This is a genomic window from Alkaliphilus oremlandii OhILAs (genome assembly GCF_000018325.1).
Taxonomy (GTDB): domain Bacteria; phylum Bacillota; class Clostridia; order Peptostreptococcales; family Natronincolaceae; genus Alkaliphilus_B; species Alkaliphilus_B oremlandii.
The window spans coordinates 1,081,674-1,106,022 of the sequence record NC_009922.1; the positions used below are offsets into that span (position 1 = coordinate 1,081,674).

18 protein-coding genes and 2 other annotated features (1 of these 20 running past the window's edge) are annotated in these 24,349 nt (G+C 36.4%); all 18 genes read left to right on the forward strand.

Translation table 11 applies throughout. The annotated features are described in order from the left end of the window. The first annotated feature begins 17 nt into the window (after nt 1-17). The 18 genes from CLOS_RS05080 to glpK all read left to right on the forward strand — a co-directional run bounded on the left by CLOS_RS05080 (nt 18) and on the right by glpK (nt 24,170). A complete protein-coding gene (locus tag CLOS_RS05080) occupies nt 18-824 on the forward strand; it encodes a hypothetical protein (RefSeq protein WP_012158844.1) in 807 nt (268 codons plus the stop codon). Nucleotides 825-836: 12 nt separating this feature from the next. Then, the gene (locus CLOS_RS05085; RefSeq protein ID WP_012158845.1) at nt 837-1,967 is read left to right on the forward strand and encodes an ATP-binding protein; all 1,131 of its coding nucleotides are present in this window, start codon (nt 837-839) and stop codon (nt 1,965-1,967) included. A gap of 4 nt (nt 1,968-1,971) precedes the next feature. Further along, on the forward strand, nt 1,972-3,372 hold the full coding sequence (locus tag CLOS_RS05090) for a vWA domain-containing protein (RefSeq protein WP_012158846.1): 1,401 nt from the start codon (nt 1,972-1,974) through the stop codon (nt 3,370-3,372). A gap of 330 nt (nt 3,373-3,702) precedes the next feature. Continuing rightward, nucleotides 3,703-4,179: a complex I 24 kDa subunit family protein gene (locus tag CLOS_RS05095; RefSeq protein WP_012158847.1), complete on the forward strand. Its 477-nt coding sequence runs from the start codon at nt 3,703-3,705 to the stop codon at nt 4,177-4,179. Continuing rightward, on the forward strand, nt 4,180-6,051 hold the full coding sequence (locus tag CLOS_RS05100; RefSeq protein ID WP_012158848.1) for an NADH-quinone oxidoreductase subunit NuoF: 1,872 nt from the start codon (nt 4,180-4,182) through the stop codon (nt 6,049-6,051). 3 nt (nt 6,052-6,054) lie between these two features. Continuing rightward, nucleotides 6,055-7,758 (forward strand): [FeFe] hydrogenase, group A, encoded by a 1,704-nt coding sequence (locus tag CLOS_RS05105; RefSeq protein WP_012158849.1) that lies wholly within the window; start codon nt 6,055-6,057, stop codon nt 7,756-7,758. Nucleotides 7,759-7,884: 126 nt separating this feature from the next. Then, entirely contained in the window at nt 7,885-8,940 is a 1,056-nt protein-coding gene (gene hydE / locus CLOS_RS05110) for a [FeFe] hydrogenase H-cluster radical SAM maturase HydE (protein ID WP_012158850.1), read from the forward strand. Continuing rightward, nucleotides 8,937-10,310 carry a [FeFe] hydrogenase H-cluster radical SAM maturase HydG gene (hydG, locus tag CLOS_RS05115; RefSeq protein ID WP_012158851.1) on the forward strand — a complete coding sequence of 458 codons (1,374 nt, stop codon included), beginning with the start codon at nt 8,937-8,939 and terminating at the stop codon, nt 10,308-10,310. The genes hydE and hydG overlap by 4 nt, the downstream gene beginning before the upstream one ends. 14 nt (nt 10,311-10,324) lie before the next feature. After that, nucleotides 10,325-11,560: a [FeFe] hydrogenase H-cluster maturation GTPase HydF gene (hydF, locus tag CLOS_RS05120; protein WP_012158852.1), complete on the forward strand. Its 1,236-nt coding sequence runs from the start codon at nt 10,325-10,327 to the stop codon at nt 11,558-11,560. Between the two features lie 893 nt (nt 11,561-12,453). Further along, nucleotides 12,454-12,960, forward strand: coding sequence for a DUF1062 domain-containing protein (locus CLOS_RS05125; RefSeq protein ID WP_012158853.1), 507 nt, complete (start codon nt 12,454-12,456; stop codon nt 12,958-12,960). 163 nt (nt 12,961-13,123) lie between these two features. Continuing rightward, nucleotides 13,124-14,002, forward strand: coding sequence for a putative RNA methyltransferase (locus CLOS_RS05130; RefSeq protein ID WP_012158854.1), 879 nt, complete (start codon nt 13,124-13,126; stop codon nt 14,000-14,002). A 206-nt stretch (nt 14,003-14,208) separates the two neighbouring features. Next, nucleotides 14,209-15,459: a GTPase HflX gene (gene hflX / locus CLOS_RS05135; RefSeq protein WP_012158855.1), complete on the forward strand. Its 1,251-nt coding sequence runs from the start codon at nt 14,209-14,211 to the stop codon at nt 15,457-15,459. A 273-nt stretch (nt 15,460-15,732) separates the two neighbouring features. After that, nucleotides 15,733-16,122 carry a ribosomal maturation YjgA family protein gene (locus tag CLOS_RS05140; protein ID WP_012158856.1) on the forward strand — a complete coding sequence of 130 codons (390 nt, stop codon included), beginning with the start codon at nt 15,733-15,735 and terminating at the stop codon, nt 16,120-16,122. A 29-nt stretch (nt 16,123-16,151) separates the two neighbouring features. Continuing rightward, nucleotides 16,152-17,078: a prenyltransferase/squalene oxidase repeat-containing protein gene (locus tag CLOS_RS05145; RefSeq protein ID WP_012158857.1), complete on the forward strand. Its 927-nt coding sequence runs from the start codon at nt 16,152-16,154 to the stop codon at nt 17,076-17,078. A 139-nt stretch (nt 17,079-17,217) separates the two neighbouring features. After that, nucleotides 17,218-18,975: a GGDEF domain-containing protein gene (locus CLOS_RS05150; protein WP_012158858.1), complete on the forward strand. Its 1,758-nt coding sequence runs from the start codon at nt 17,218-17,220 to the stop codon at nt 18,973-18,975. Between the two features lie 460 nt (nt 18,976-19,435). Beyond that, nucleotides 19,436-19,930, forward strand: a complete 495-nt coding sequence (locus CLOS_RS05155; protein WP_012158859.1) for a GNAT family N-acetyltransferase — start codon at nt 19,436-19,438, stop codon at nt 19,928-19,930. Nucleotides 19,931-19,989: 59 nt separating this feature from the next. Further along, nucleotides 19,990-20,260: a binding site (T-box leader), on the forward strand. 90 nt (nt 20,261-20,350) lie between these two features. After that, on the forward strand, nt 20,351-22,369 hold the full coding sequence (locus tag CLOS_RS05160) for a class I tRNA ligase family protein (RefSeq protein ID WP_012158860.1): 2,019 nt from the start codon (nt 20,351-20,353) through the stop codon (nt 22,367-22,369). 286 nt (nt 22,370-22,655) lie between these two features. After that, a complete protein-coding gene (glpK, locus tag CLOS_RS05165) occupies nt 22,656-24,170 on the forward strand; it encodes a glycerol kinase GlpK (protein ID WP_012158861.1) in 1,515 nt (504 codons plus the stop codon). Nucleotides 24,171-24,264: 94 nt separating this feature from the next. Beyond that, nucleotides 24,265-24,349 (forward strand) — a binding site (T-box leader); it runs 166 nt beyond the window's last position.

The following is a 24,349-nucleotide window of genomic DNA, read 5'->3' on the forward strand; positions in this document are numbered from 1 at the left end:
TAAAGAAGGAATGGACGATGATGGAAGAAAAAAAGCTGTTGGAAATTATTCAAAGCAATCCATATTTTATATCCAATATTAAAGATCCCACGGAAGAGATGAAACTATTAGCGATTCAGAAAAATGGACTTTTATTAGAATATATCCAGCATCCAACCAGGGAAATGGAATACTTGGCTATCGAAAATAATTCCCGGGCAATTAAATTCATAGAGCATCCGACAGAAGAGATGATGCTGAAAGCTGTCACCAGCAGCTGGACAAATCTAGAGTATATTAAAAACCCTACGAACTCTGTGGTAAAAGGAGCCATTGAACAAGCGGGATGGGCCATTAAATACGTTAAAAATCCAAGTGAAGAACTGCAATTACTGGCTGTAAGGAAAAATTATGATGCCATAAGGTATATCGAAGATCCTTGTGAAAGGGTTCAAATGGCGGCTGTTAAAATCAGCTACGACGCACTGAGATATATCAATGCACCTACATACAATACAGAACGGATGGCGATTAAGAACAACGAAGGTGCCATTCAATTTATTAATGATTTAAATCGAAATAAAATGTTGGATTTTCTGAGAATCAATTTTTTAGTGATGAAATATATTATGAAGGACATCTCTAGGGAAGATCTGGAGATGGTTTTAAAAGAAGTATTATCAAAGGAAGATGTTGAGGAACAATATGTTCGAGATTATTTAAACTACAGTGGAATAGATAAAGATAGCGATCTTCTGTCCATGGACAGAATTTTGTTCATTTATCAATATGGTAGTAAAAAAGCAAAGAAAATTGCAGTGGATGAAAAACTGAAGATTATATAGGAGATGGGCAAGATGAATTTTACAGATGTATTAAAAAGCGCTGAATTGATCCTAGCTACAGGGGAAGTCCCCTTAATTGTTGGAGAAAGTGGTATTGGAAAAACAGCTTTAGCTAAGGCGTTGGCCAAAAAGAATCAATGGTGTTTAATTGTGATCGATGGGAATCTCCTAAAGGAAGGTGAAATCGGTGGTCTTCCAACCATAGATTCCTATGAGGGGATGGATCATAGGGGAAAAGGCGTAACGAAGAAAACCACCGTATATGCCGTTCATAATAAGTTGAGATCCATCGATGAAGAAATAGCCAAGGGGCATCCTGTTCTTTTATTCATCGATGAGCTAAACCGCTGTGAGCATGCGGTACAGCAGGAATTGATGAATTTAATCTTGAATAGAGAGATTAATGGATACGAGCTTCATGAGGATGTAAAAATTCTAGCAGCAATGAATCCTTCCAGTAAATACGGCTCCGATTTTGATTATCAGGTTGTGGATATGGACTCGGCTCAGGAGAATCGGTTCGTCTGGCTATATATGGAGCCAGATTATAACCAATGGCTGGATTGGGCAATGGATGCAGGAATTGAACAAAAGGTTATTGACTTTATCTCTACTTTTCCAGAATACCTGCATAAAATCAATGAAGAGGATATCCGGGCCACACCGAGAAGCTACGAAAGAATTTCCAAGGTGTATAAAATCTATAAGGATCAAAAGGATCGTATTCCTCGCTCTGTATTTTTAAGCGTTATTAGAGGCAACGTAGGCAAGCTAATCGCAGAGGAGTTCCTTGGTTTTATTGAATCCGATTACCGTCCGCTACTATCCTATGAGGATGTTTTTACAGGGGAGTTTCTTTCCGAATCCGTCATAGAAGTAATACAGCAGGAAAGCCATACGAGATTGTATTTATCTGCGAAGAATATTTTAAAAACGTTGGAATGGAAGATCAAGAGTCAGCGTGAGGGTACGGTCTATGATGTGGAGCGATTGATTGAATTTCTAAAGGCATACCCTGTAGATTTAATGCTGGGTATCTTAAAGGATATTAAGAATACTTATACTGAAGTATATCGTATCGCTATGGAAAATGAAGCTTTTATCGAATCCTATTTTCAAGTATACAGGTCCATAAGGGGATAAGCTTATGAAAACTTTTGATCAACAGGTGAAAGAACTTTATGAACAAGCCAATATCATTATCCAAGGCTTTTTTGAGGCAGAGATGGATGAGGCCGATGTTCAGGTTCACATACCAGAAAATTTTAAGAAAGAATTTTTTAGTCTCGTAGATAAGGTGAATCTAAGTTTGATGGAGGACAAGGATAATTTCTATGGGTATTTTCTGTTTCAGATGATGAAGGAAATCAGATTCGATATGAGTAGCCCAACAGGAGTGAATTTTAAAAATGCAAAGTATACGATTTATTTTAATCCCATCATCTTTCTAACCCTAAATATAAAGCAGATGGAAAGCACAATCAAGCATGAGGTCCTCCATATACTATCCAGGCATTTGATCCGGGCAAAGGATTTTAAATGCAGATATAGTACCATTGCCATCAATACAGCAATGGACATCGTCGTAAATCGATATTTGGATTACCTACCGCCTTATGCAAGTACTTTGGAAAGAGTCAACAACCACTATAATTTACAGCTACAGCCCTATGAGCCCTTCGAATACTATGTGGAGAAATTGCAGGTTGCGATAGATTTATTGGATGAAAATGAGGATAGTCAAGAGGATGATCGTGATAAAGAGGAACAGGTAGAGCAGGATTTCATTCCGGAGAAAACCCATGATATTTGGGAAGAATCTCAAAATATTGATGAAAAAACCATGCAGGAATTCACAGAGAATTTTATTAATAACGCTCAAAAAGGAAGCAATTCTGCCTACTTAGATAGTATCATCGCTACATTTAAGAACAATAAAGGTGAATTGCCATGGCATATATATTTGAAACGATTAATGGGGTATGTGGAAAGCAACAAGAAAAAAACCATAACGAGAAGAAATCGAAGGCAACCAGAGCGATTGGACTTAAGAGGGGAACTGAGAGATCATAAAGCAAAGATCATCGTCGGTCTCGATATCAGTGGAAGCATCAGTGATGAGGAGTTTAAACAGGGGATTCGAGAAGTCTTGACCATCGTAAAAAACTATAAACATGAGATTACCATTGTAGAATGTGATGATGAAATTAGACGGATATACCCTGTGAAATCCATAAAAGATATGAAGGATCGTCCCAACATCAGAGGTGGAACAAAGTTCACACCAGTTTTTGAATATGCCAACAATAAGAAGGCCAATTTATTGATTTATTTTACTGACGGTAAAGGGGAAGAACGGCTTAAAGTAACGCCGAAGGGGTATAAAATCCTATGGGTTATTTCAGGGAATGGAGACGGGCTTTCCGTAAAAGAATCCTATGGTGTTGTAAAAAAGCTAAAGCATGTTGAAATAAAGCGGGATTCACTAGAATTGAAAGATGTTATCATAGATGGATATTCCATGAACAATCAGGAGAGAATTCGATAACAACACCATAGGATAATGAGCGAGGGACATTGGACCTCGTTTTTATATTTGCAGCATAAATTGTTAAAAAAATTTAACAATTTTAGTTAAAAAAATAACGAAGTTTTTATTGACTAAAGTCATAGTTCTGGTAAAATTATTTTATACAATAAATGGGTGAGCATAAAAACCACGAAATAACTTTTAAAGATCTAAGTGTTTTGAATGTAGATCAAGTTTTGGTGCCTAAAATTAAAAAAAGAATATTGAAGGAGTGGAGATTAAAGAAAACTGCAACCAGAATAGTTAAAAAAATAACGATTTCGAATAAAAATATTTAGGAGGGTATATATGCTGACTGTGGACATGAAAGACAGAATCGATCAGATTTTAATGAAGTATGGAAATAATCCGTCTTCAATCATTACCATGCTACAAGAAATACAGGGGGTGTACAGATATTTGCCAGAGGAAGCCTTAGATTATGTAGCTGCTTCCATGGATATGAGTGCATCCAGAATATTTGGTATCGCAACGTTTTATGAGAACTTTTCATTAAAACCGAAAGGAAAATTTATTATTAAAATTTGCGATGGAACTGCCTGCCATGTTAGAAAATCCATACCGATCCTAAATACATTGTATAAAGAGTTGTCATTGAATAGTGAAATGCACACCACGGAGGATTTAATGTTTACTGTTGAAACAGTATCCTGCCTTGGGGCTTGCGGTCTTGCGCCAGTAATTACGGTGAATGATAAGGTTTATGGAAAAATGACGCCAGAATCCACCGTTGAACTTTTAAATACATTAAGGGAGGAAGCTTAGATGAGGATCAATAGTATTGAAGAACTAATAAATACTTCTAAAATATTTAAGAATTCCCTAGAACAGCAGCAAAAGCAAGTATTGGTCTGTGGTGGAACCGGCTGTGTAGCAGGAGGCGCTCTAGAAGTTTATGATGAGATAAAAAGATTGATAGAAGAGAGAGGGTTGCTGGCACAAGTAGAGCTCTATGAGGAAGAGAGAGGCATTGGCGTTAAGAAAAGTGGATGTCATGGATTTTGTGAAGCAGGCCCATTGGTACGAATTGAGCCAGATCAATTTTTATATTTAAAAGTAAAGCGTGAAGACTGTAAGGAGATTGTAGAGACGACTTTGATCGATGGAAAGCCAGTGGAAAGGTTGATGTATCATACATCGGATAAGGTTTATCACGTACAGGAGGAAATTCCTTTTTATAAAAGTCAAACAAGGCTTGTTTTAGAGCATTGCGGTCATATCGATTCGGAATCCATTCAGGAATATATTGCATACGGTGGATATCAAGCATTGGCTAAAGCAATGGATACCATGACACCTTCAGAGGTTTGTAAAGAAATCTCCGATGCAGGTCTTCGAGGTAGGGGTGGCGGTGGATATCCTACAGGAAAGAAATGGTCCCAAGTTCTGTCTTATGCCAGTGATATGAAATACGTAATATGCAACGGTGATGAGGGAGACCCTGGTGCATTTATGGATCGTTCCCTTATGGAGGGGGACCCACATAATATCATTGAAGGGATGGCCATTGCAGCCTACGGTACTGGTGCTTCTGAAGGGTATATTTACGTTCGGGCGGAATATCCATTGGCGGTGGCAAGGCTTAATAAAGCCATAGAGCAAGCCAGAGAAATTGGTTTATTAGGAAAGAACATCCTAGGCACAGGCTTAAATTTCGATGTCCATGTGAACCAAGGTGCTGGCGCATTCGTATGTGGGGAAGGAAGTGCACTCATCGCTTCTATTGAAGGTGAACGGGGAATGCCGAGGGTAAAGGCGAAGAGAACAGTAGAAGAAGGTTTATGGAAAAAGCCTACGGTTCTGAACAATGTTGAAACCTTTGCGAATGTTCGCCATATCATTATGAATGGTGCTGCTTGGTATCAATCCTATGGAACGAAGGGTAGCGCTGGTACAAAAGCATTTGCATTAACAGGGAACGTAAATAATACGGGGTTGATTGAAGTCCCAATGGGCACAACACTGAGAAAAATAATATTTGAAATCGGTGGAGGGATTCGTGGAAATAAGAAGTTCAAGGCAGTCCAAATCGGAGGACCATCGGGGGGATGTTTGACAGAGGAGCATTTAGATATGGCATTGGATTTTGATTCCCTAATCGATGCAGGTGCAATGATCGGTTCCGGCGGGATGGTAATCATGGATGAGGATACCTGTATGGTAGAGGTAGCAAAATTCTTTATGAACTTTACACAAAACGAATCCTGTGGAAAATGTGTTCCTTGTAGAGAAGGGACAAAGATCATGTTGAATATCTTAGAAAAGATTGTGTCTGGCAAAGGAAGCATGGAGGATTTGAATCTACTGGAGGAACTATCGGATACCATTACCAATACGGCTCTTTGTGGCTTAGGTAAAACCGCAGCAAATCCTGTGGTTAGCTCTTTAAAATATTTTAGGGATGAATATTTAGCTCATGTAGTCGAGAAAAGATGCCCAACGAGAACATGCCAAGGGTTAAAGGTCATAGAGATTACATCGGAGCTCTGTAAAGGATGTAGCAAGTGTTCTAGAATTTGTCCTGTAGGTGCAATTGATGGGAAGATCAAAGAACCTTATATAATCAATCAAGAAAAATGTATAAAATGTGGCGCGTGTATAGAATCCTGTGCATTTGCAGCGATAAAGGAGGCTTAAGCTATGAAAGGTGCAATGATCGTTGATGGTAGAAAAGTTGAATTTGATCGAGAGAAAAATGTGTTAGAAGTCGTAAGGAAAGCAGGAATCAATCTGCCGACCTTTTGTTACCATTCAGAGCTTAGTATTTATGGCGCTTGCAGAATGTGTATTGTAGAAGATGAAAGGGGCAACACCTTTGCTTCCTGCTCCCAATTGCCCAGCGATGGTATGAAAATATTTACCAATACGCCGAAAATCAGAAAATATAGAAAGACCATATTGGAAATGATCCTAGCAAACCATGAAAGAGATTGTACGGCATGCGATAGAACGGGAATATGTGAGCTTCAAGATTTAGCTATTCGATTCGGTATTAAAGATATTCGGTTTGATGAAACTCGAAAGCATCTACCAATTGACAAAAGTAGTTTAAGTATCGTCAGAAATCCTAATAAATGTATTTTATGTGGAGACTGTGTGAGGGTATGCGAGGAAATGCAGGGAGTGGGTGCACTGAGCTTTGCATACAGAGGGTCCAGTATGACCGTCACTCCAGCTTTCAATAGAGATATAGCGGAAGTCAACTGTGTGAACTGCGGACAGTGTAGAAACGTCTGTCCAACGGGAGCAATCATTATAAAGAATGAAAACGATCGCGTATGGGAAGTTGTCAATGATCGCTCCAAAAGAGTCATTGCCCAAGTAGCGCCAGCGGTTAGAGTGGCTCTAGGAGAAGAGTTCGGATTAGAGCCAGGAGAAGTGACCATAGGAAAGATTGTGGCTGCATTAAAAGCCATCGGCATTGATGAGGTCTATGATACGGCATTTGCCGCAGACATGACTGTAATCGAAGAGAGTAAAGAGTTTATGGAAAGATTATCTTTAGGAGAGGATTTACCACTATTTACCTCCTGCTGTCCTGGCTGGGTAAAGTTTGCAGAGAATAAATTTCCAGATATGATGGATCACGTTTCCAGCTGTAAGTCCCCTCAACAGATGTTTGGTGCAGTTCTAAAAGAATATTATAAAAATGAGAAAAACAATGCAGAAGGAAAAGAGACGGTGGTTATTTCTGTAATGCCATGTACTGCTAAAAAAGCGGAGGCTGCTCGGGAAGAGTTTGAACAGGAGGGTATAAGGGATGTAGACTTTGTCATTACAACTCAGGAGCTGGCGCTTTTGATTAAAGAAGCAGGCATCATATTCCATCAACTAGAGGAAGAGTCCTTCGACATGCCTTTTGGCTTGGCAAGTGGATCTGGTATCATATTCGGTGCTACAGGTGGCGTTACGGAAGCGGTAGTAACCAGACTATTGAAGGATAAGCCCGATCATTCTACTAAGGATATTCTATTTAAAGAGGTAAGAGGCTTGGAGAATCTAAAGGAAGCGGTATTCAATGTGGATGGAAAGGAAGTCAAAGTTGCTATCGTACACGGACTAAAGAATACGGATGAGTTGATAAAGCAGATTAAAGCAGGGGAAAGATACTACGATTTTATAGAGGTAATGGCCTGCCCAGGAGGCTGTGTAGCCGGTGGCGGCCAGCCGATTCCTGTGAATGCAGAAATGAGAAGAGAGAGAGCCAAAGGACTTTATAAATTAGATAGAACCTCTCATATTAAAAGTTCAGATAAGAATCCAATTGTGGCTTCTCTATTTGAGGGAATCCTGAAGGACAATCACGATTTGCTGCATGTGCATAAAAAACAAGGTAATATTTAAAAGTAAAATTTGTTTCTGTATACGCATAAACCTTATGCTGTACTTAAAATAAAGTGAAATGGTTCTTTTGTATTATGAAAAGAACCATTTTACTTTATAAAACAGTGGAACGGAGGTCTTTAATCATTGCAAATAGTAAACCTAATCGATAAGCTATATAAAAATAATGATTTAGATTACGGGGAAATCCTTTTTATATTAACCCATATGGAGAAAGAAGAAAAAAACTATTTAATCCAAAAATCCAATGAAACAAGAATGAAAGTATACGGAAATAAAGTTTATATGAGAGGCCTCATAGAATTTACAAATTATTGTAAAATAGACTGTAAGTATTGCGGAATCAATGGAAGAAATAAAAACGTAGAACGTTATCGATTATCCTTGGAGGATATTCTTAAGTGTTGTGATATCGGATATAAATTAGGCTATAGAACCTTTGTACTGCAAGGAGGAGAAGATCCTTACAATTCAGATGATCGGATTGTGAATATGGTAACTGAAATAAAAAATAGATATCCAGATACGGCAATCACCCTTTCCATCGGAGAGAAATCTTATGAATCCTATGAAAAATATTATAAGGCAGGAGCAGACAGATATCTTCTTAGGCACGAAACAGCCAGCAGAGAATTATTTGAAAGAATCCATATTCATTCTGATTACGACAATCGATTAAAATGCCTTTGGGATCTAAAGAAGATAGGGTATCAGGTAGGCACTGGATTTATGGTTGGAATACCAACGCAAACGAAAGAAGATTTAGTAAAGGATTTACTGCTACTAAAAAAATTGGCGCCAGAAATGGTAGGGATTGGACCCTTTATTCCCCACAAGGATACGGTTTATAGAAATGAAACAGGTGGAAGCCTAGAAGATACCATTACCATGATTGCTTTAACTAGATTATTTTTACCCAATGCCCTATTACCTGCAACAACAGCGTTGGGCAGTATACAGCCCTTTGGGCGAGAGCAAGGGATAAAGGCGGGGGCTAATGTAGTGATGCCGAATCTATCGCCAACATCTGTAAGAGAAAAATATTCTTTATACAACGGCAAAATTTGTACCGGAGATGAAGCAGCAGAATGTAGAAGCTGTATAGAGAATCGAATTGCTTCAGCAGGTTTTACAATGGATATGTCTAGAGGAGATCACATACAGTGGAGGTCAAAAATATGATCGATCATCATTATATCTATAATTTACTAAAAAAAACGAGCAATGTTACAAAAGACAATATTCGGCAGAGCTTATTGAAGGCAAAAGATAGGAAGCGTTTATCTCATAAAGATATTGCTGTTCTTCTACAGATTGAAGAAGAAGAGGATTTAAAAGAACTCTTTAAAATAGCCCAAGACATAAAGCAAGAGATCTATGGAAAACGCATTGTAATATTTGCCCCCCTTTATTTAAGTGATTACTGTGTAAATAGCTGCCTATACTGTGGATATAAAAGAGAGAACCAATTTCAAAGAAGAAAACTTACAAGGGAAGAAATACAGGAGGAAGTAAAATTACTGGAAAAAATGGGGCATAAAAGATTAGCTGTAGAAGTCGGTGAAGATCCTATAAATTGCAGCATAGAGTATGTTACAGAAGCCATCAAAGCCATCTACGAAACTTATAACGAACATGGGAATATCAGAAGAGTAAATGTAAATATTGCAGCAACTACAGTGGACAACTATAGAAAATTAAAGGATACAGGCATTGGGACGTATATATTATTTCAAGAAACATACCATCAACCTACCTATGAAAAGGTTCATGTCAGTGGACCAAAAGCAAATTATGCGTACCATTTAACTGCTTTTAATAGAGCCATTGCGGCGGGAATCGATGATGTTGGGGCAGGCGTTTTATTCGGGCTATATGACTATAAATTTGAAGTACTGGCTTTGATGCTTCACAATGAATATTTAGAAAAAGAATACGGTGTAGGCTTTCATACTATTTCCGTTCCTAGGTTGAAAAAAGCAGAAGGGATGGATATAGCGTCATTTCCTCATATAGTAACGGATCAGGAGTTCAAAAAAATTGTGGCGATTATTCGACTGGCAGTGCCCTTTACAGGGATTATTCTATCTACAAGAGAAAGCCATGAAATGAGAAAAGAAGTGATCGAATATGGTATATCTCAAATAAGTGCTGGCTCTTGTACTGGTGTAGGCGGATACAAGGAAGAGGAACAGGGAGAAGGTCGAGCACAGTTTGAGGTATCAGATCACAGGAAGCCCTTTGAAGTAATTCAAGATCTGATAGAAAATGATCACATTCCTTCCTATTGTACCGCCTGCTATCGGATGGGAAGAACTGGGGACCGATTTATGGCGCTGGCAAAATCAGGTCAGATTCAAAATGTCTGTGGACCCAATGCCTTGATGACTTTAATGGAGTATGCATTAGACTATGGAGATGAAGAGTTTCAAACAGTAATAAATACCATGATAGATAAAGAAATCGTAAATATTCAACGAGAGGACATAAAGAATCTTCTTTTAGAGAAAATAGAAAAAATGAAGCAGGGAGAACGAGATTTATACTTATAGCAAGGAGTGTAGATATGAACAATACACCGAAAGGAAACAGAAAGCATATTGTTTTCTATGGAAAACGAAATGCTGGGAAATCAACCCTGATGAATCGAATCGTAGGGCAAGATATTTCTGTAGTATCTTCCATAAAAGGTACTACTACGGACCCCGTATCTAAAGCTGTAGAGTTAATTCCCTTTGGACCTGTATTATTTATAGATACAGGAGGGGTTGATGACGGTGGTGATTTAGGAGAGTTAAGAGTAGAAAAGACGGAAAACACCTTAGAAAAAGCAGATTTTGCTGTATATGTAATTTCAATAGAGGATAGGGACGAAGGGTTTTATTTAGAGTATAGGGAAAAATTTAAGGAAAGGAATATTCCCTATATTACAGTAATTAATAAAATCGATACGGTTTCAGAAGAAAAGCTGAAACAAATAAGATATGATTTAGTGATTAATAAAAAGTGGAAAAATACAGTGTTTACAACGATAAAAGATGGTCAAACCATAGAAAATTTAAAGGATGAAATCATAAAGAATCTAAAGAAGGACAGTGAAGAAGAAACCTTCATTGGGGATCTTATTCCTCAAAATGGGAAAGTGATATTGGTCGTTCCAATAGATTCGGAAGCACCGAAAGGAAGATTGATTTTGCCACAGGTTCAGCTCATTAGAGATTGTTTAGACCATGGCATCAAGTCCTATGTAGTTCGAGATACGGAATTAGCTTCTGCAATAGAGGATTTAGCAGAGATAGATCTTGTAGTTACCGATTCGCAAATATTTAAAAAGGTAGATCAAATAGTGCCAAAGCATATTCCTTTAACCAGTTTTTCTATTCTGATGGCTAGGCAGAAAGGGGATTTAAGTGTATTTTTAGAAGGAATTCAAGCCATTGAGAGATTAAAAGAAAGAGAATTCCCTAGAGTTTTAATCATGGAAAGCTGCTCGCACAACACTTCCCATGAAGATATCGGGAGCGTTAAGATTCCTATGATGTTAAATAAGTATTTAGGAAAACCAATAGATTTTCAATTTAGAATGGGAGAAGACTTCCCAAAAAACATAGAAGATTACGATGTGGTCGTTCACTGTGGGTCCTGTATGTTGAACAAAAAAGCCATGGAACATCGAATCAGAATTTGTAAGTTAAACAATGTACCGCTAACGAACTACGGAATTGTATTGGCTTATTTAACTGGAATATTAGAGCGGTCCGTAAAAATATTCCATCTCAACTTTATTTTACCTAAATTTTAAGAAAGTATATTTACAACGGATCTTTTTTAATATATACTGTTGTTGAGTTTATAATCTATAGGAGGGGAAGTAAGTAATGAGATTAATTTTTTGCTAATATTAATTTATTTTAAGCACCTGAAATTTTAAGTAGTTTTAAAATTCAGTGCATTATAAAGTTTGTGAACCTAAGGGAACAAATTTTATCCTTAAATTAATAGATTTTTCAAGAGAGTGGAGGTACCTAAGGACAATTAGGTTGACTTGTTGTACTCTTATTTGAAATTAGCAATTTAGAAGATACTTACTGAACTAAAATAGATTATCATAATGGACATTATTTATATTGAGTGCTATAAAATATTTGGAGAACAGGATATTCTATAAGCATTTATAATTCAAAATCCCTCTATATTCCATGGGGAGAAGAATTTGCGTATACTCATATTGAATTCTGCCCGTCATCAATTATTGTAATCTGATATTGTATTTTAGACCGTAAGAAGAACCCATCTTCCTACGGTCTTTTTTTATGACCGAACCCGATTTGCTGAAAGCAAATCGATGGTAGGTCAAACGCAACGAACACCAAATTTGCACGACCAGAGCAAGTGAACAAATTTGAGCTGTGAGACTGCGACATATACTTAGTAAAGCAGTACCCAATTAAGAAAGACCAATAAATTAGCTAAAATAGTTATGGAAGTAAACTTCTAAATTGTGAATAGGGACACAAATAATACTGATCGGTGGTGAGCATATGACACCTTTTATAAAGGTAATGGATTTAAATCGATAAACGGGAGGAGTATACGAAAAGTTTATGATGAATACATTACCAAAAGTAAAAATAGGAAAACTTAATTTTTTCCGTATTCCTTTCCGTAATTTTAAAATTACTGGAGGTAAGGAATATGGAGAACAGATTAAGATTAACTTGGAATATATACAATGGAGAAATAGCTATAGAAGAGCGGTATTGCCACAATTGTGGAAAGAAAGTTGAATTTAAGGATTCTCTAAGGAGAAGACAGAATGCAAATGGAAAAAATATATACCATTTTGCAATTTATAAATGCTTAAAAGGCCATTCATGGAATAAACAACTAGACATATTTAAAGCAAAACCGGGTCTAGAAAATGACTCTGAAGAATTTTTTGATCAAGAAAGTCAATTTGACGAAATTGTTATAGGGCAATTCAAGCAAGAGCGGATTACGAATGTAGAAATCTATATGAATACCTTACAGAAAAAAGTAAGAATCGATAAATTTCTATCTTCAAAAATTCAGGATATGACGAGAGAAAAGATTGTCGATCTCATTAACTTAGGTTTTATAAAAATTAATGATAAAGAGGTAAGGTCGAAAGCCAATTTAAAAGAAAAGGATGTCATAGACTTACTCATAAGTGAATTCTAGCAAGGAGGTGCCACAATGGTGAGAGGTCCAATTTTTTGGATTAGATTCAGAGGATAGCACAGAGATTGTGGCTATCCAATAAGAAAAAGCATTAATTTAAAAAAAAGTAGCCATGATGCTCTGATATTTACCCTCAAACAGTAAGTAGAAGGAGATTATGGATATGAAATTAAATAAATTAGAAAAAAGTAGAGTATTATTTTCTAAAAACATCGAAATATTTCGATGCGCTATTTGTAAGGATCATATGATGGTAAAGAATAACAATAGTTTGATTTGCAGCAATGGTCATTGCTTTGATATCTCTAGAAAAGGTTATGTGAATTTAATCAATAGAAGCAGCAATCAAGTTTATAATCAAGAATTGTTTGAAGCCAGAAATAAAATATACCTTAGGGGCTGCTATGACCCATTAACGAAGGAATTGATTCATTTAATCGAATTGTATCTACCGATGAATCATCAGAAATATATTTTAGATGCTGGATGTGGAGAAGGATACTATTTAAATCAAATATCTAAAGATAAAAAACTCTATGGTACATCAAACTTTGTAGGCATTGATCTATCAAAGGAAGGTATCCGTATGGCCACAAGGGGAAATAGCAAGATCCTTTGGTGTATTTCAGATTTAGCAAATATGCCCTTGAAAAGCGATAAAATGGATGTGATATTGAACATACTGTCCCCAGCCAATTACGAAGAATTTGTCAGGGTTTTGAAGAAGGATGGCATCGTAATTAAGGTGATTCCAGAACCTCAATATTTAAAAGAAATTCGGGCACTTTTAGGGGATCGAATAAAAAGAGACCATTATTCCAATGAAAATGTAATGAGGGTTTTTCAATCGCATTTAGGTTTGATCGCTGAGAAAAAATTGAACTATCAATGGGAGATTAATGAATCGGATTTAAGGAATTTAATAAAAATGACCCCCATGACATCAAGATTGACGGCAGAAGAAATAGAGACTTTAGTGATAAGAAAGATATCCAGTATTACCATCGATCTGAAAATTTTAGTGGGTCAATATAAATCGTAATGAATGAATTTATTGATAAATTATTATAAGGAGGGGAGAACCATGATCATTAGAGTAGCAACTTATTTTATTAGAATAAGAAAATAGTGCACGGTTTGTGACTATTGATAAATTTTTAAAATATGGTTTTTAATTTTATATTTTAAAGTAGTCGTAATCCCGTGCTATTTAAAAAAAGAAATATTAAATAGAAGGAGATTATGAATATGAACCAAAAAGGAATCGTCGTGGGATTAAACTTAAATAATAGAAATAACTTTGAGGAATCAATGGTGGAGCTGGAGAACCTATCTCTGGCTTGCGATATTCACATCGTAGGAAGGATCACACAGAATGCTCGAAAGGTAAATTCAGCCTATTATATTGGGAATGGAAAAATAGAAGAATTGATAGAACTTATATCAGAAAAAAATGCAGAGATCGTAATTTTTAATCATGAGCTATCGGGTTCACAGCTGAGAAATATTGAAGAAAAAGTCCAGTGTAGAGTTGCCGATAGGACAGCTTTAATATTAGATATCTTTGCACAGAGAGCAAAAACTAGAGAAGCAAAACTACAGGTAGAAGTAGCATGGCTTCAGTATGAGCTACCAAGGTTAGTCGGATCTAATGAAAATTTAGGCCGCCAAAGCGGAGGGGTAGGGACTAAAAACAGAGGTGCTGGAGAAAAGAAGATCGAGCTAGACCGTAGGAAAATAGAAGAGAGAATCGCTGCCTTAAATAAGGAGCTGGAAATATTAAAAGGACAGAGAACGACTCAGAGAAAAGAGCGAAAAGAATCGAATATTCCGAATGTAGCATTGGTAGGATATACCAATGCAGGAAAGTCGTCCATTATGAACGCCATGATGGATCAATCCCAGCATAAGGATAATAAAAAGGTTTTTGAAAAGGATATGTTATTTGCCACCCTAGAAACTTCTGTTCGACATATCAAAGTATCTGGCAATAAATCCTTTCTATTATCGGATACCGTCGGATTTGTAAGTGATTTACCCCATAATTTAGTGAAGGCTTTTCGTTCTACATTGGAGGAGGTATGTGAAGCTGATTTATTAATTCACGTTGTAGATATCTCCAACCCTCATTACGAAGCGCAAATCGATGTAACGAAGGAAACCTTAAAGCAAATAGGAGCCGACCATATCCCTGTAATCTATGCTTATAACAAAATCGATTTAGTGGATGAAACCTTGGAGCACAAGGAGGGAATCTATATTTCAGCGAAGAAAAATAGAGGCATCGAAAAACTGATCAACCTCATTTGTGATGAAGTATTCACGGACCGTATCCAATGCACAATGCTCATCCCATATGACGACGTTAAAGCGGTTCCTTATTTCAATCAAAATGCAAATGTATTGGATACGGCGTATGTAAATGAAGGAACGGTACTGAATATGGAATGTACACAGATGGATTTTTATAAGTATAAGAAATACGTCATAACCCAATAGAACAGGTAAAAGTTAAAAATTACTCCAGTATTTCTAAATGTATATTTAAATAAAATTAAAAAAATTTGCAAATAAAAAGCGTGGAATCTCACGCTTTTTATTTAGGTATGAGCGATGGTATGTGATAGGTTTTTAAAATTGTAAAAAGTAAGTTTAATAAAGGATTTTTTGAAGAAATGTCAAAATACTTTTATAGGATGAAGATGTACAGGGATATGGGATGAGAAATATTTTTAAAAAAATCAAAATAATATAGAGGGGAAACTTTAGTTGATGTTAATAGAAAGAAATCGGATCATTTATTTCGTATTCATAGTAGCAGTTATGATACTGGGTTTAGGTTCTAGATATTATGCCGATTATTTACCCAAATGGACTTATCTCTACTTCGGAGATGTTTTATGGGCATTGATGATTTTTCTTATATTTGGATTTTTATTTAAGCGGAAACATACTTTGTGGATTGGCGTAGCATCTTTTTTATTTTCTTTTGCAATTGAGTTCAGCCAGCTGTATCAGGCATCATGGATCAATGGGATCAGAGGCACGACCATTGGAGGACTAGTTCTAGGCCACGGTTTTCTATGGAGTGATTTATTCGCTTACACCATGGGTATAGGGACAGGTATTTTATTAGAAAAAAGGCTATTCACTAATTCTTAAAGTTGATATTGGGAGGGGTACAATTGAGGATGTTAAGTAACGATATTTTTGAAGAAGCTAGAAAATCGATTATGGCATATGGAAGACCCTTGGAAAGAAGCTTGCTCGAAGTGTATTTCTATGAGGGCTCTAAAGCAAATGTTGTAGAGGAATTAAAAAAGTTTCAAAATGAAGATGGTGGATTTGGTCATGGATTGGAGTCCGATTTTAGATTGCCTTATTCTTCACCCATAGCAACCTCTGTAGGAATCCGACATTTAAGCAAGCTGGATGAATTAGAAGAAGCAAGAGCAATGATAAAAAAGGCAATCGGATATTTAGAATCCTGTTTTGATGAAAACAGAAATGGCTGGTTTGCTGTACCGAAGGAAGTGAATGATTTTCCTCATGCGCCTTGGTGGCACTATGATGAAGAACATGGAATGACCATAATCGACAGTAACTGGGGAAATCCATCTGCGGAAATACTGGCATATTTATATGAATATAAAGAATATGTGAGAAATTTAGATGTAGATGAGCTAATAGAATTTGCAATTGACGCCATAGAAAATAAAGAAGAATTTGATTCGGAGCATGAAATTTACTGCTATATAAAGCTGTATGAAGTTTTGCCAGACAAACTTCAAAAAAAGTTAAAACGTGGAATAGAAGCGGCCATAGGACAATTGATCGAACATGAAAAGGAAAAATGGGTGGAGTATGTACCAATGCCATTGGATTTTGTAGAAAATCCCAATGCCGATAAGTTTGGCATTGAAGGGTTCAAAATCAAAGAAAATCTGGACTTTATGATAGGCCAGTTAGAGCAGAACCAAAAAATAATTCCACCTTGGGGACAAGAATTTTATATGGAGGATTTAAAGCCAGCTTATAATGAGTGGATCGGGGAACTTACGTTAAAAGCTTTAATTAGACTGGATCAATACGGAGCAATAGAAAAAAAGGATGCATAGTAAGCTGTGTTTATTAGAATAAATTTTTCTAATATGGTCTTATTAATAAACTCATTACAAAGATGTAACACAGGGTTAACTAAGCAGGAGAACCTTAGGATATAATGGTAAGATAGGACGATCGATTGGGGGACGTAAATTGGAAATAAATGAGTTCAGTGCCGAAGATGAGATTAAAAACATATTGTCGAATATTATTAAAAATGAAGCGATAAAAACTGTATTTCAACCCATAATTTCTTTGAGAGATGCTTCGGTTTTTGGCTATGAAGCACTTAGCAGAGGACCAGAAGGTACGATGATGCAAAATCCAGAGTTTCTTTTTAATTGTGCCATTCAATACGATATGTTATGGGAACTTGAATTATTATGTAGAACTAAATCCTTTGAGGCCATGAATAAAGCACAAATTAAAGAAAAGTTATTTTTAAATGTGAATCCAAATATCATAAATGATGTCAAATTTAGAAAAGGATTTACGAAAAATTACATTAGTAAATTTTCTTTACAACCTGAAAATATTATTTTTGAAATAACTGAAAAAGGAACGGTTAAAGATATTGATGACTTTAAAAAAGCGGTTCAACATTACAAGGCTCAAGACTATAAGATTGCAATAGACGATGCAGGCGCTGGGTTGTCAGGACTGAATATGATTTCTACAATACATCCCCATTTTATAAAGTTGGACATGAATCTTATTCGTGATGTAAATACAGATATTATTAAACAAGCGCTAGTAAAAAGCATGTGTGAATTTGCAACTCTTTCAAATACACACCTAATTGCTGAAGGGATAGAAACCAAAGAAGAACTACTAAAGTTAATTGAAATTGGTGTACATTATGGACAGGGATATTTTATACAAAGACCCAGTGCTGTTATTTCACCCATACCATCTGCAGTGCAGGAAATAATTAAACATGCAAATAAGAAAAAGAATCGGATGAATGGCAATAAAATCTCGAATATATATATCAATAATATATGTACCTCGCTGAAAACACTAAATTCTAGTATCAAAATTTATCAAGTAGAAGAAATGATGTATAAAGATATAACCATACAAGGATTCTGTATAACCGAAAACGAAAGGGTATTAGGGGTAATTACTAGAGATCAATTGTATTCGAAAATCAGTGGGCAATATGGCTACAGTTTATATTATAAGGAACCGATTTCAAGTATTATGTCCACAACTTTCTTAAGTGTAGATTATACGATGCCAATACATGTAGTTGTAAGAATGGCCATGCAGAGGAGTCCAAAAAACTTATACGATTTTATCACTGTAACAAAGGATCAAAAGTATTTGGGGATTGTGACAGTCAAGGATTTACTAGAAAATGCCACACAAATAGAAATTATAAACGCAAAACAGTTGAATCCTTTATCTGAATTACCAGGAAATGTAATGATTGAACAGCAGTTGAAGGAATGTATTCAATCGAAAGAAGATTGTCAATTGTTATATTTTGATATCGATAATTTTAAAGCATATAATGATGTCTATGGATTTGAGAAAGGAGACGACGTTATTAAAGCGTTTTCCAGTATCTTAAAAGAATCCATACCCTCTAACGAATTTATTGGGCACATTGGTGGCGATGACTTTATTGCAATCATATTCCAGAGCGATACCACCCAATTATGCGAAGTCATCATTAAAAGGTTTGATGAAATGGTTTTACATTTCTATAATCAAAATGATTTAAAAAGAGGATATATCATTACGAAAAATAGACACGGTATAGAAGAAACCTTTCCCCTACTTTCCATATCTATTGTTGGCATCGTCAACAATAGATATGAGAATGTATACGATGTATCTCGGAAGGCTAGCGAGCTAAAGAAAGTATGTAAGCAGAAACGTGGCAGTGCTTATTTATTTGCTTAATAATTAAACTTCCCAATACCGGAAATATTTTTACATAGTCTGCATGTTAAACTTAATTTACGGATTGGGGGGAACCTATATGGAAACCATGGATATTTTACAGAAAGCCATTACTTATATTGAGGAAAATTTAAAGGCTGACATTTCTGTTGAGGAACTGGCAAAGCTTTCAGGCTTTTCAACCTATCAATTTTAGCCATATCCATACAGATGATCTTTATTGCTTGGTTGGGAAACCGTGAGGAATTTAAAAGCTTAGCAATGAAAAATAGGCGTATCTTATTGTGGATATGGGAAAACAAAGATAGATGTTTTTCTAAGCTTTAAAATATGTTTGCATTTTAAAGAAATGTACAATTGTAGCATAAATATAAATATGTAGTGCATCTGTAGAACTAGAAAGAAGTGGCGGTATGAGCATAAATTACACCACAAAATTAATAACAAAGGAAGAATTCAAATGAAATACAGAATAGAACCAATGGATGAAGCACGAGCAGAAGTCATCTCTCAATGGAAATATTCAGACCCATATTCTATATATAATATGGATGGTAGCGCTGAGGATATCAGTGAGTTGCTGAATGGCACCTATTATGCAGTCCTTGACCGTGAGGAAGACCTGATCGGATACTATTGTTTTGGAGAATCGGCACAAGTTCCAGCGGGAAGACAATTTGGAGCATATGAGGCTAGAGCCTTTACTGATATAGGTCTAGGAATAAGACCGGATTTATGTGGGCAAGGAAAGGGCGCAGAGTTTTTAGAAGTAGGGATGACCTTTGGCAACACTCAGTTTGATATCAAACATTTCCGATTAACCGTTGCAGCATTTAACCAGAGAGCAATTAAGGTATATGAGCGGATTGGTTTTAAAAAAATTACGTCATTCCAACGAATGCTAGAAAAAGAGGGAACTGAATTTTATGTCATGATATTAAATAAACTTTTTTAAATAAAATAATATTTACATATTCAGAATAGTATGATATCATACTGTGCAATAATATAATCATAAAGGCTGTGAAGAGAAGAGTAGGTAAAGATATTCTTTAACAGAGAGCTCTGGTAGCTGTGAAAGAGCAAAGAACAATTTACTGAAACAAGTCTCGGAGCTTCATACGGATTTTTATATGCAATATATAAATTGATGCTATGACGATTGTTCCCGTTACAGAACTAGAGTATAACCCTGTTAAAAAACAAGGCGTACTTAAAGAGATTAATATGGTGACATATTAATAAACTGAGGTGGCAACACGAAGCGATCGCTCTCGTCCTCAAGATGATCAATCTTGGAGGTGAGGGCTTTTTTATATGGAAAAATATTTAGTATGGATAGGACAGAGTAAAATATGAATGAGGAGAGGATATTATGACGAGAGCGATGGAAGATAAAGATGATTGTACAGAAGTAATTTATGATAGACCAAAGTTTCCAAAAAGGGCGGTCATTACTGCTGGAATGCCTTATGGAAATAAAGAACTGCATTTGGGACATATTGGTGGCGTATTCATCCATGCGGATACCTATGCAAGATTCTTGCGGGATAGAATCGGTAAAGAAAACGTTATTTTTGTATCTGGTACCGATTGCTACGGTTCCCCAATTGTAGAAAGTCACGGTCAATTAGTAGACAGTGAAAGCTTTAAAGGAGGTATTGAGGATTTTGTTGAACATTATCATCATCTGCAAAAGAAGGTTTTAGAAGAATACCATATGGATATCGATCTATTTGCGGCTTCTAGCTTGGGGGCTGCCGTCAAAATCCACAAGGAAGTATCCAATGAATTTATAGAAAAACTCTATTCAAATGGACATATGACTAAAATAACCACATCACAATTTTATGATCCAGAACGGAATGTTTTTTTAAATGGGCGTCAAGTAATCGGAAAATGTCCCATTGAAGGTTGCTCTTCAGAAAGAGGCTATGCGGATGAGTGCTCTTTGGGTCATCAGTATATGCCTGTGGATCTGATTGATCCGAAGAGCACCCTTTCTGGAAAAAAACCAGAGATGAAAGATGTGACAAATTGGTATTTTAAATTAGATGAGTATTATAGCTTGCTCAATGAATGGGTAGCGTACATTGAAGAGATGCCGAATTGTAGAACCTCTCTAACAAGAACTATTAAAGAGTTTTTGAAGCTTCCTGTGATCTACGTAAAAAAGGATCAAAGTGATGTGTTAAATTCTATGAAAGATATTCTTCCGAAACATAGGCTGATCGATGAAAATAACAAAGCATCCCTTGTATTAGAATTTGAAAATATAAAGGAGAGAGAAGAAGCATGCTTATTATTGGCGGAGAAATCCATTCGTTTTAGAACGGGAAAGACATTGGTGCCTTTTAGACTAACTGGCAATATTGAATGGGGAGTTCCAGCACCTTCTATTGATGGCATGGATCATCTTACTTTTTGGGTATGGCCGGAATCCCTTTGGGCACCCATATCATTTATCAAGACATATCTCAACCAATTGAATCGTGGAAAAGATGCTTGGAAGGACTGGTGGTGCTCTAAGGAGAGTGAGGTATATCAATTTATAGGGGAGGACAACATCTATTTTTATGGGTTAGCAGAGATGGGGATGTTCATGGCAATGCAAGGAAAAGATCCCATAGCGTATCCACCGGAAGGACAGCTTCAATTGCCGAATTTAATTGCAAACAGCCATGTATTGTTTCTAGATAAAAAAGCAAGTAGCAGCGGTAATGTAAAGCCTCCTACAGCAAAAGAATTATTGGATTATTATACTGTGGATCAATTGCGAGCTCATTTTTTGGGGTTAAGTTTAGGTGTTCGTAGCGCCAGCTTTCAGCCAAAACCATTGAATCCCAAAGCTTCAGAAAAAGACAAGGATCCTGTGCTGAAGGAGGGAAATCTTCTGACCAATGTCTTAAACAGAGTTGCCAGATCTTGTTTTTATACGGCCCAACAATATTATCATGGGAAGATACCGATAGGGAATATAAGTGAGGATGTGATGAGGGAGTCCAAAGATACAATTCTCCAGTTTGAAAAGTTAATGTATCGATATGAGTTCCATACGCTAATGGATCTTATGGACGTATACATTCGCAACATGAATAAACGCTGGGTAAAAAATATGAAGTTGGCAGAAGAGAATCAAGATTCGAAGCTGCATATGCAAGTTGTAATTGACGGTTTTCATCAGCTTCGTACCGCTATAGTTTTGATGCATTCCATTGCACCGGAAGGGACAGAAATGGTAAGGACATATTTAAATTTAAATGAAGATTTCTGGGATTGGCATAAGATTTTTCAGACCGTATATGACTTTATGGAAAAACCAGAAGAGCATCCACTGAAATTCCTAGAACCTAAAGTAGATTTCTTTAAAAAGCATCCAAGTCAACTACTGTAAAAATCATCAGAGAATGGAATCGTTAAGAGGCATATAAAGACTTATTTATAGTAAAACATGTATAAAGAGAGATTCTAATGTTCTTTATACATGTTTTTTATTTTCAAATAGAATATGGAATTTTTTATCAGAGGATTTTTGTTTATAAATATTACTTTTGAAACATCAATTGAATACTTCTACTGGATATTTTTCACAAGTAAAATTATAATAGAACTAACAAAATAGAAAATCTAAATGATGCAATAACCAATAGTGGAAAAGATCAAGTCAGGGGGATACCATCGTGAAAAAATATGTAATGGCACTGGATCAAGGTACCACCAGTTCAAGAGCAATATTATTTGACTATGAAGGAAAAATCGTGGCAACTTCCCAAAAGGAGTTTACGCAAATTTATCCAAAGGCAGGCTGGGTAGAGCATGACCCCATGGAGATATGGGGGACTCAAAGCGGTGTAGCCCGAGAGGTTTTAGAAAGGATGGCGATTAGCCCTCAAGATATTGCAGCCATAGGGATTACGAATCAAAGAGAGACCACCATTGTATGGGATAAAAATACAGGGAAACCGGTGTACAATGCAATTGTTTGGCAGTGCAGGCGAACGGCAGCTATCTGTGATGAATTAAAGACACAAGGGATGGCGGACTATATTAGAGAAAATACAGGTTTAGTCCTAGATGCTTATTTCTCAGGAACTAAAATCAAATGGATTCTGGATCATGTAGAGGGTGCAAAAGAAAAAGCAGAGAAGGGAGAATTGCTATTTGGAACAGTAGATAGCTGGTTAATCTGGAATTTAACCAGGGGAAAAGTCCACGTAACGGATTATTCTAATGCTTCAAGAACCATGCTCTATAATATAAAGCAGCTAAAATGGGATGATAAGATACTAAAGGCACTAGAGATTCCAAAATCTATGCTTCCAGAAGTGAAGGAATCCAGTGCGATATACGGATACACAGATCATCAAACTTTTGGTGGCGCAGATATTCCTATTGCTGGAGCCGCAGGAGATCAACAAGCAGCTTTATTTGGTCAGGGTTGTTTTAAAGAGGGAATGGGTAAAAATACTTATGGTACAGGATGCTTTATGCTAATGAATACAGGGGATCAGTTCGTACAATCTAAAAATGGGTTGTTGACCACTTTGGCATGGGGGATCGACGGGAAGGTAGAATACGCTTTAGAAGGAAGTATTTTTGTTGCTGGAGCGTCGGTTCAGTGGCTGAGAGATGAACTGAAAATTATACGAGATGCAGAGGATACGGAATATTTAGCAAAAAAAGTACCCAATTCCAACGGTGTTTATGTCGTACCTGCTTTCACAGGCATGGGCGCACCTTATTGGGATATGTATGCAAGAGGTGCAATTGTAGGTCTTACAAGGGGAGCAAAGGCGGAGCATATTATTCGAGCAACCTTAGAATCCATCGCTTATCAAACGAGGGATGTTTTGGAGGCTATGGAGCAGGATTCGGGAATTCAACTAAAGTCGTTGAAAGTAGATGGCGGTGCCGCCATGAATAATTTTTTAATGCAATTTCAGGCAGATATCTTATCTGTTCCAGTAGATCGTCCTAAGATAACAGAAACAACTGCGTTAGGAGCGGCATATTTAGCAGGTTTGGCAGTAGGATTCTGGAAGGATAAAAATGAAATTGAAAGCAAGTGGAGTGTAGATACTGTATTTGAACCAGGGATGGACCATGAGGAAAAAGAAAGATTATATAAGGGATGGAAGCGGGCAGTAAACCGTGCTTTGAAATGGGAAGAGGAGAATGAATTGGATGTCAAATAGATTGAAAAATAATGGAAATTTCTAAAAATTGATGCAATGGGTATAGAATATATTTACAATAAGTATAATATAGAGTATAATTACTAAAACAAATTTAAATGCGAAGAAAAGGAAAGTAGCTTTAAGAATACTTTTACAGAGAGTTCCTATTGGTGAGAAGGAGCAAAGGATATTAAAGG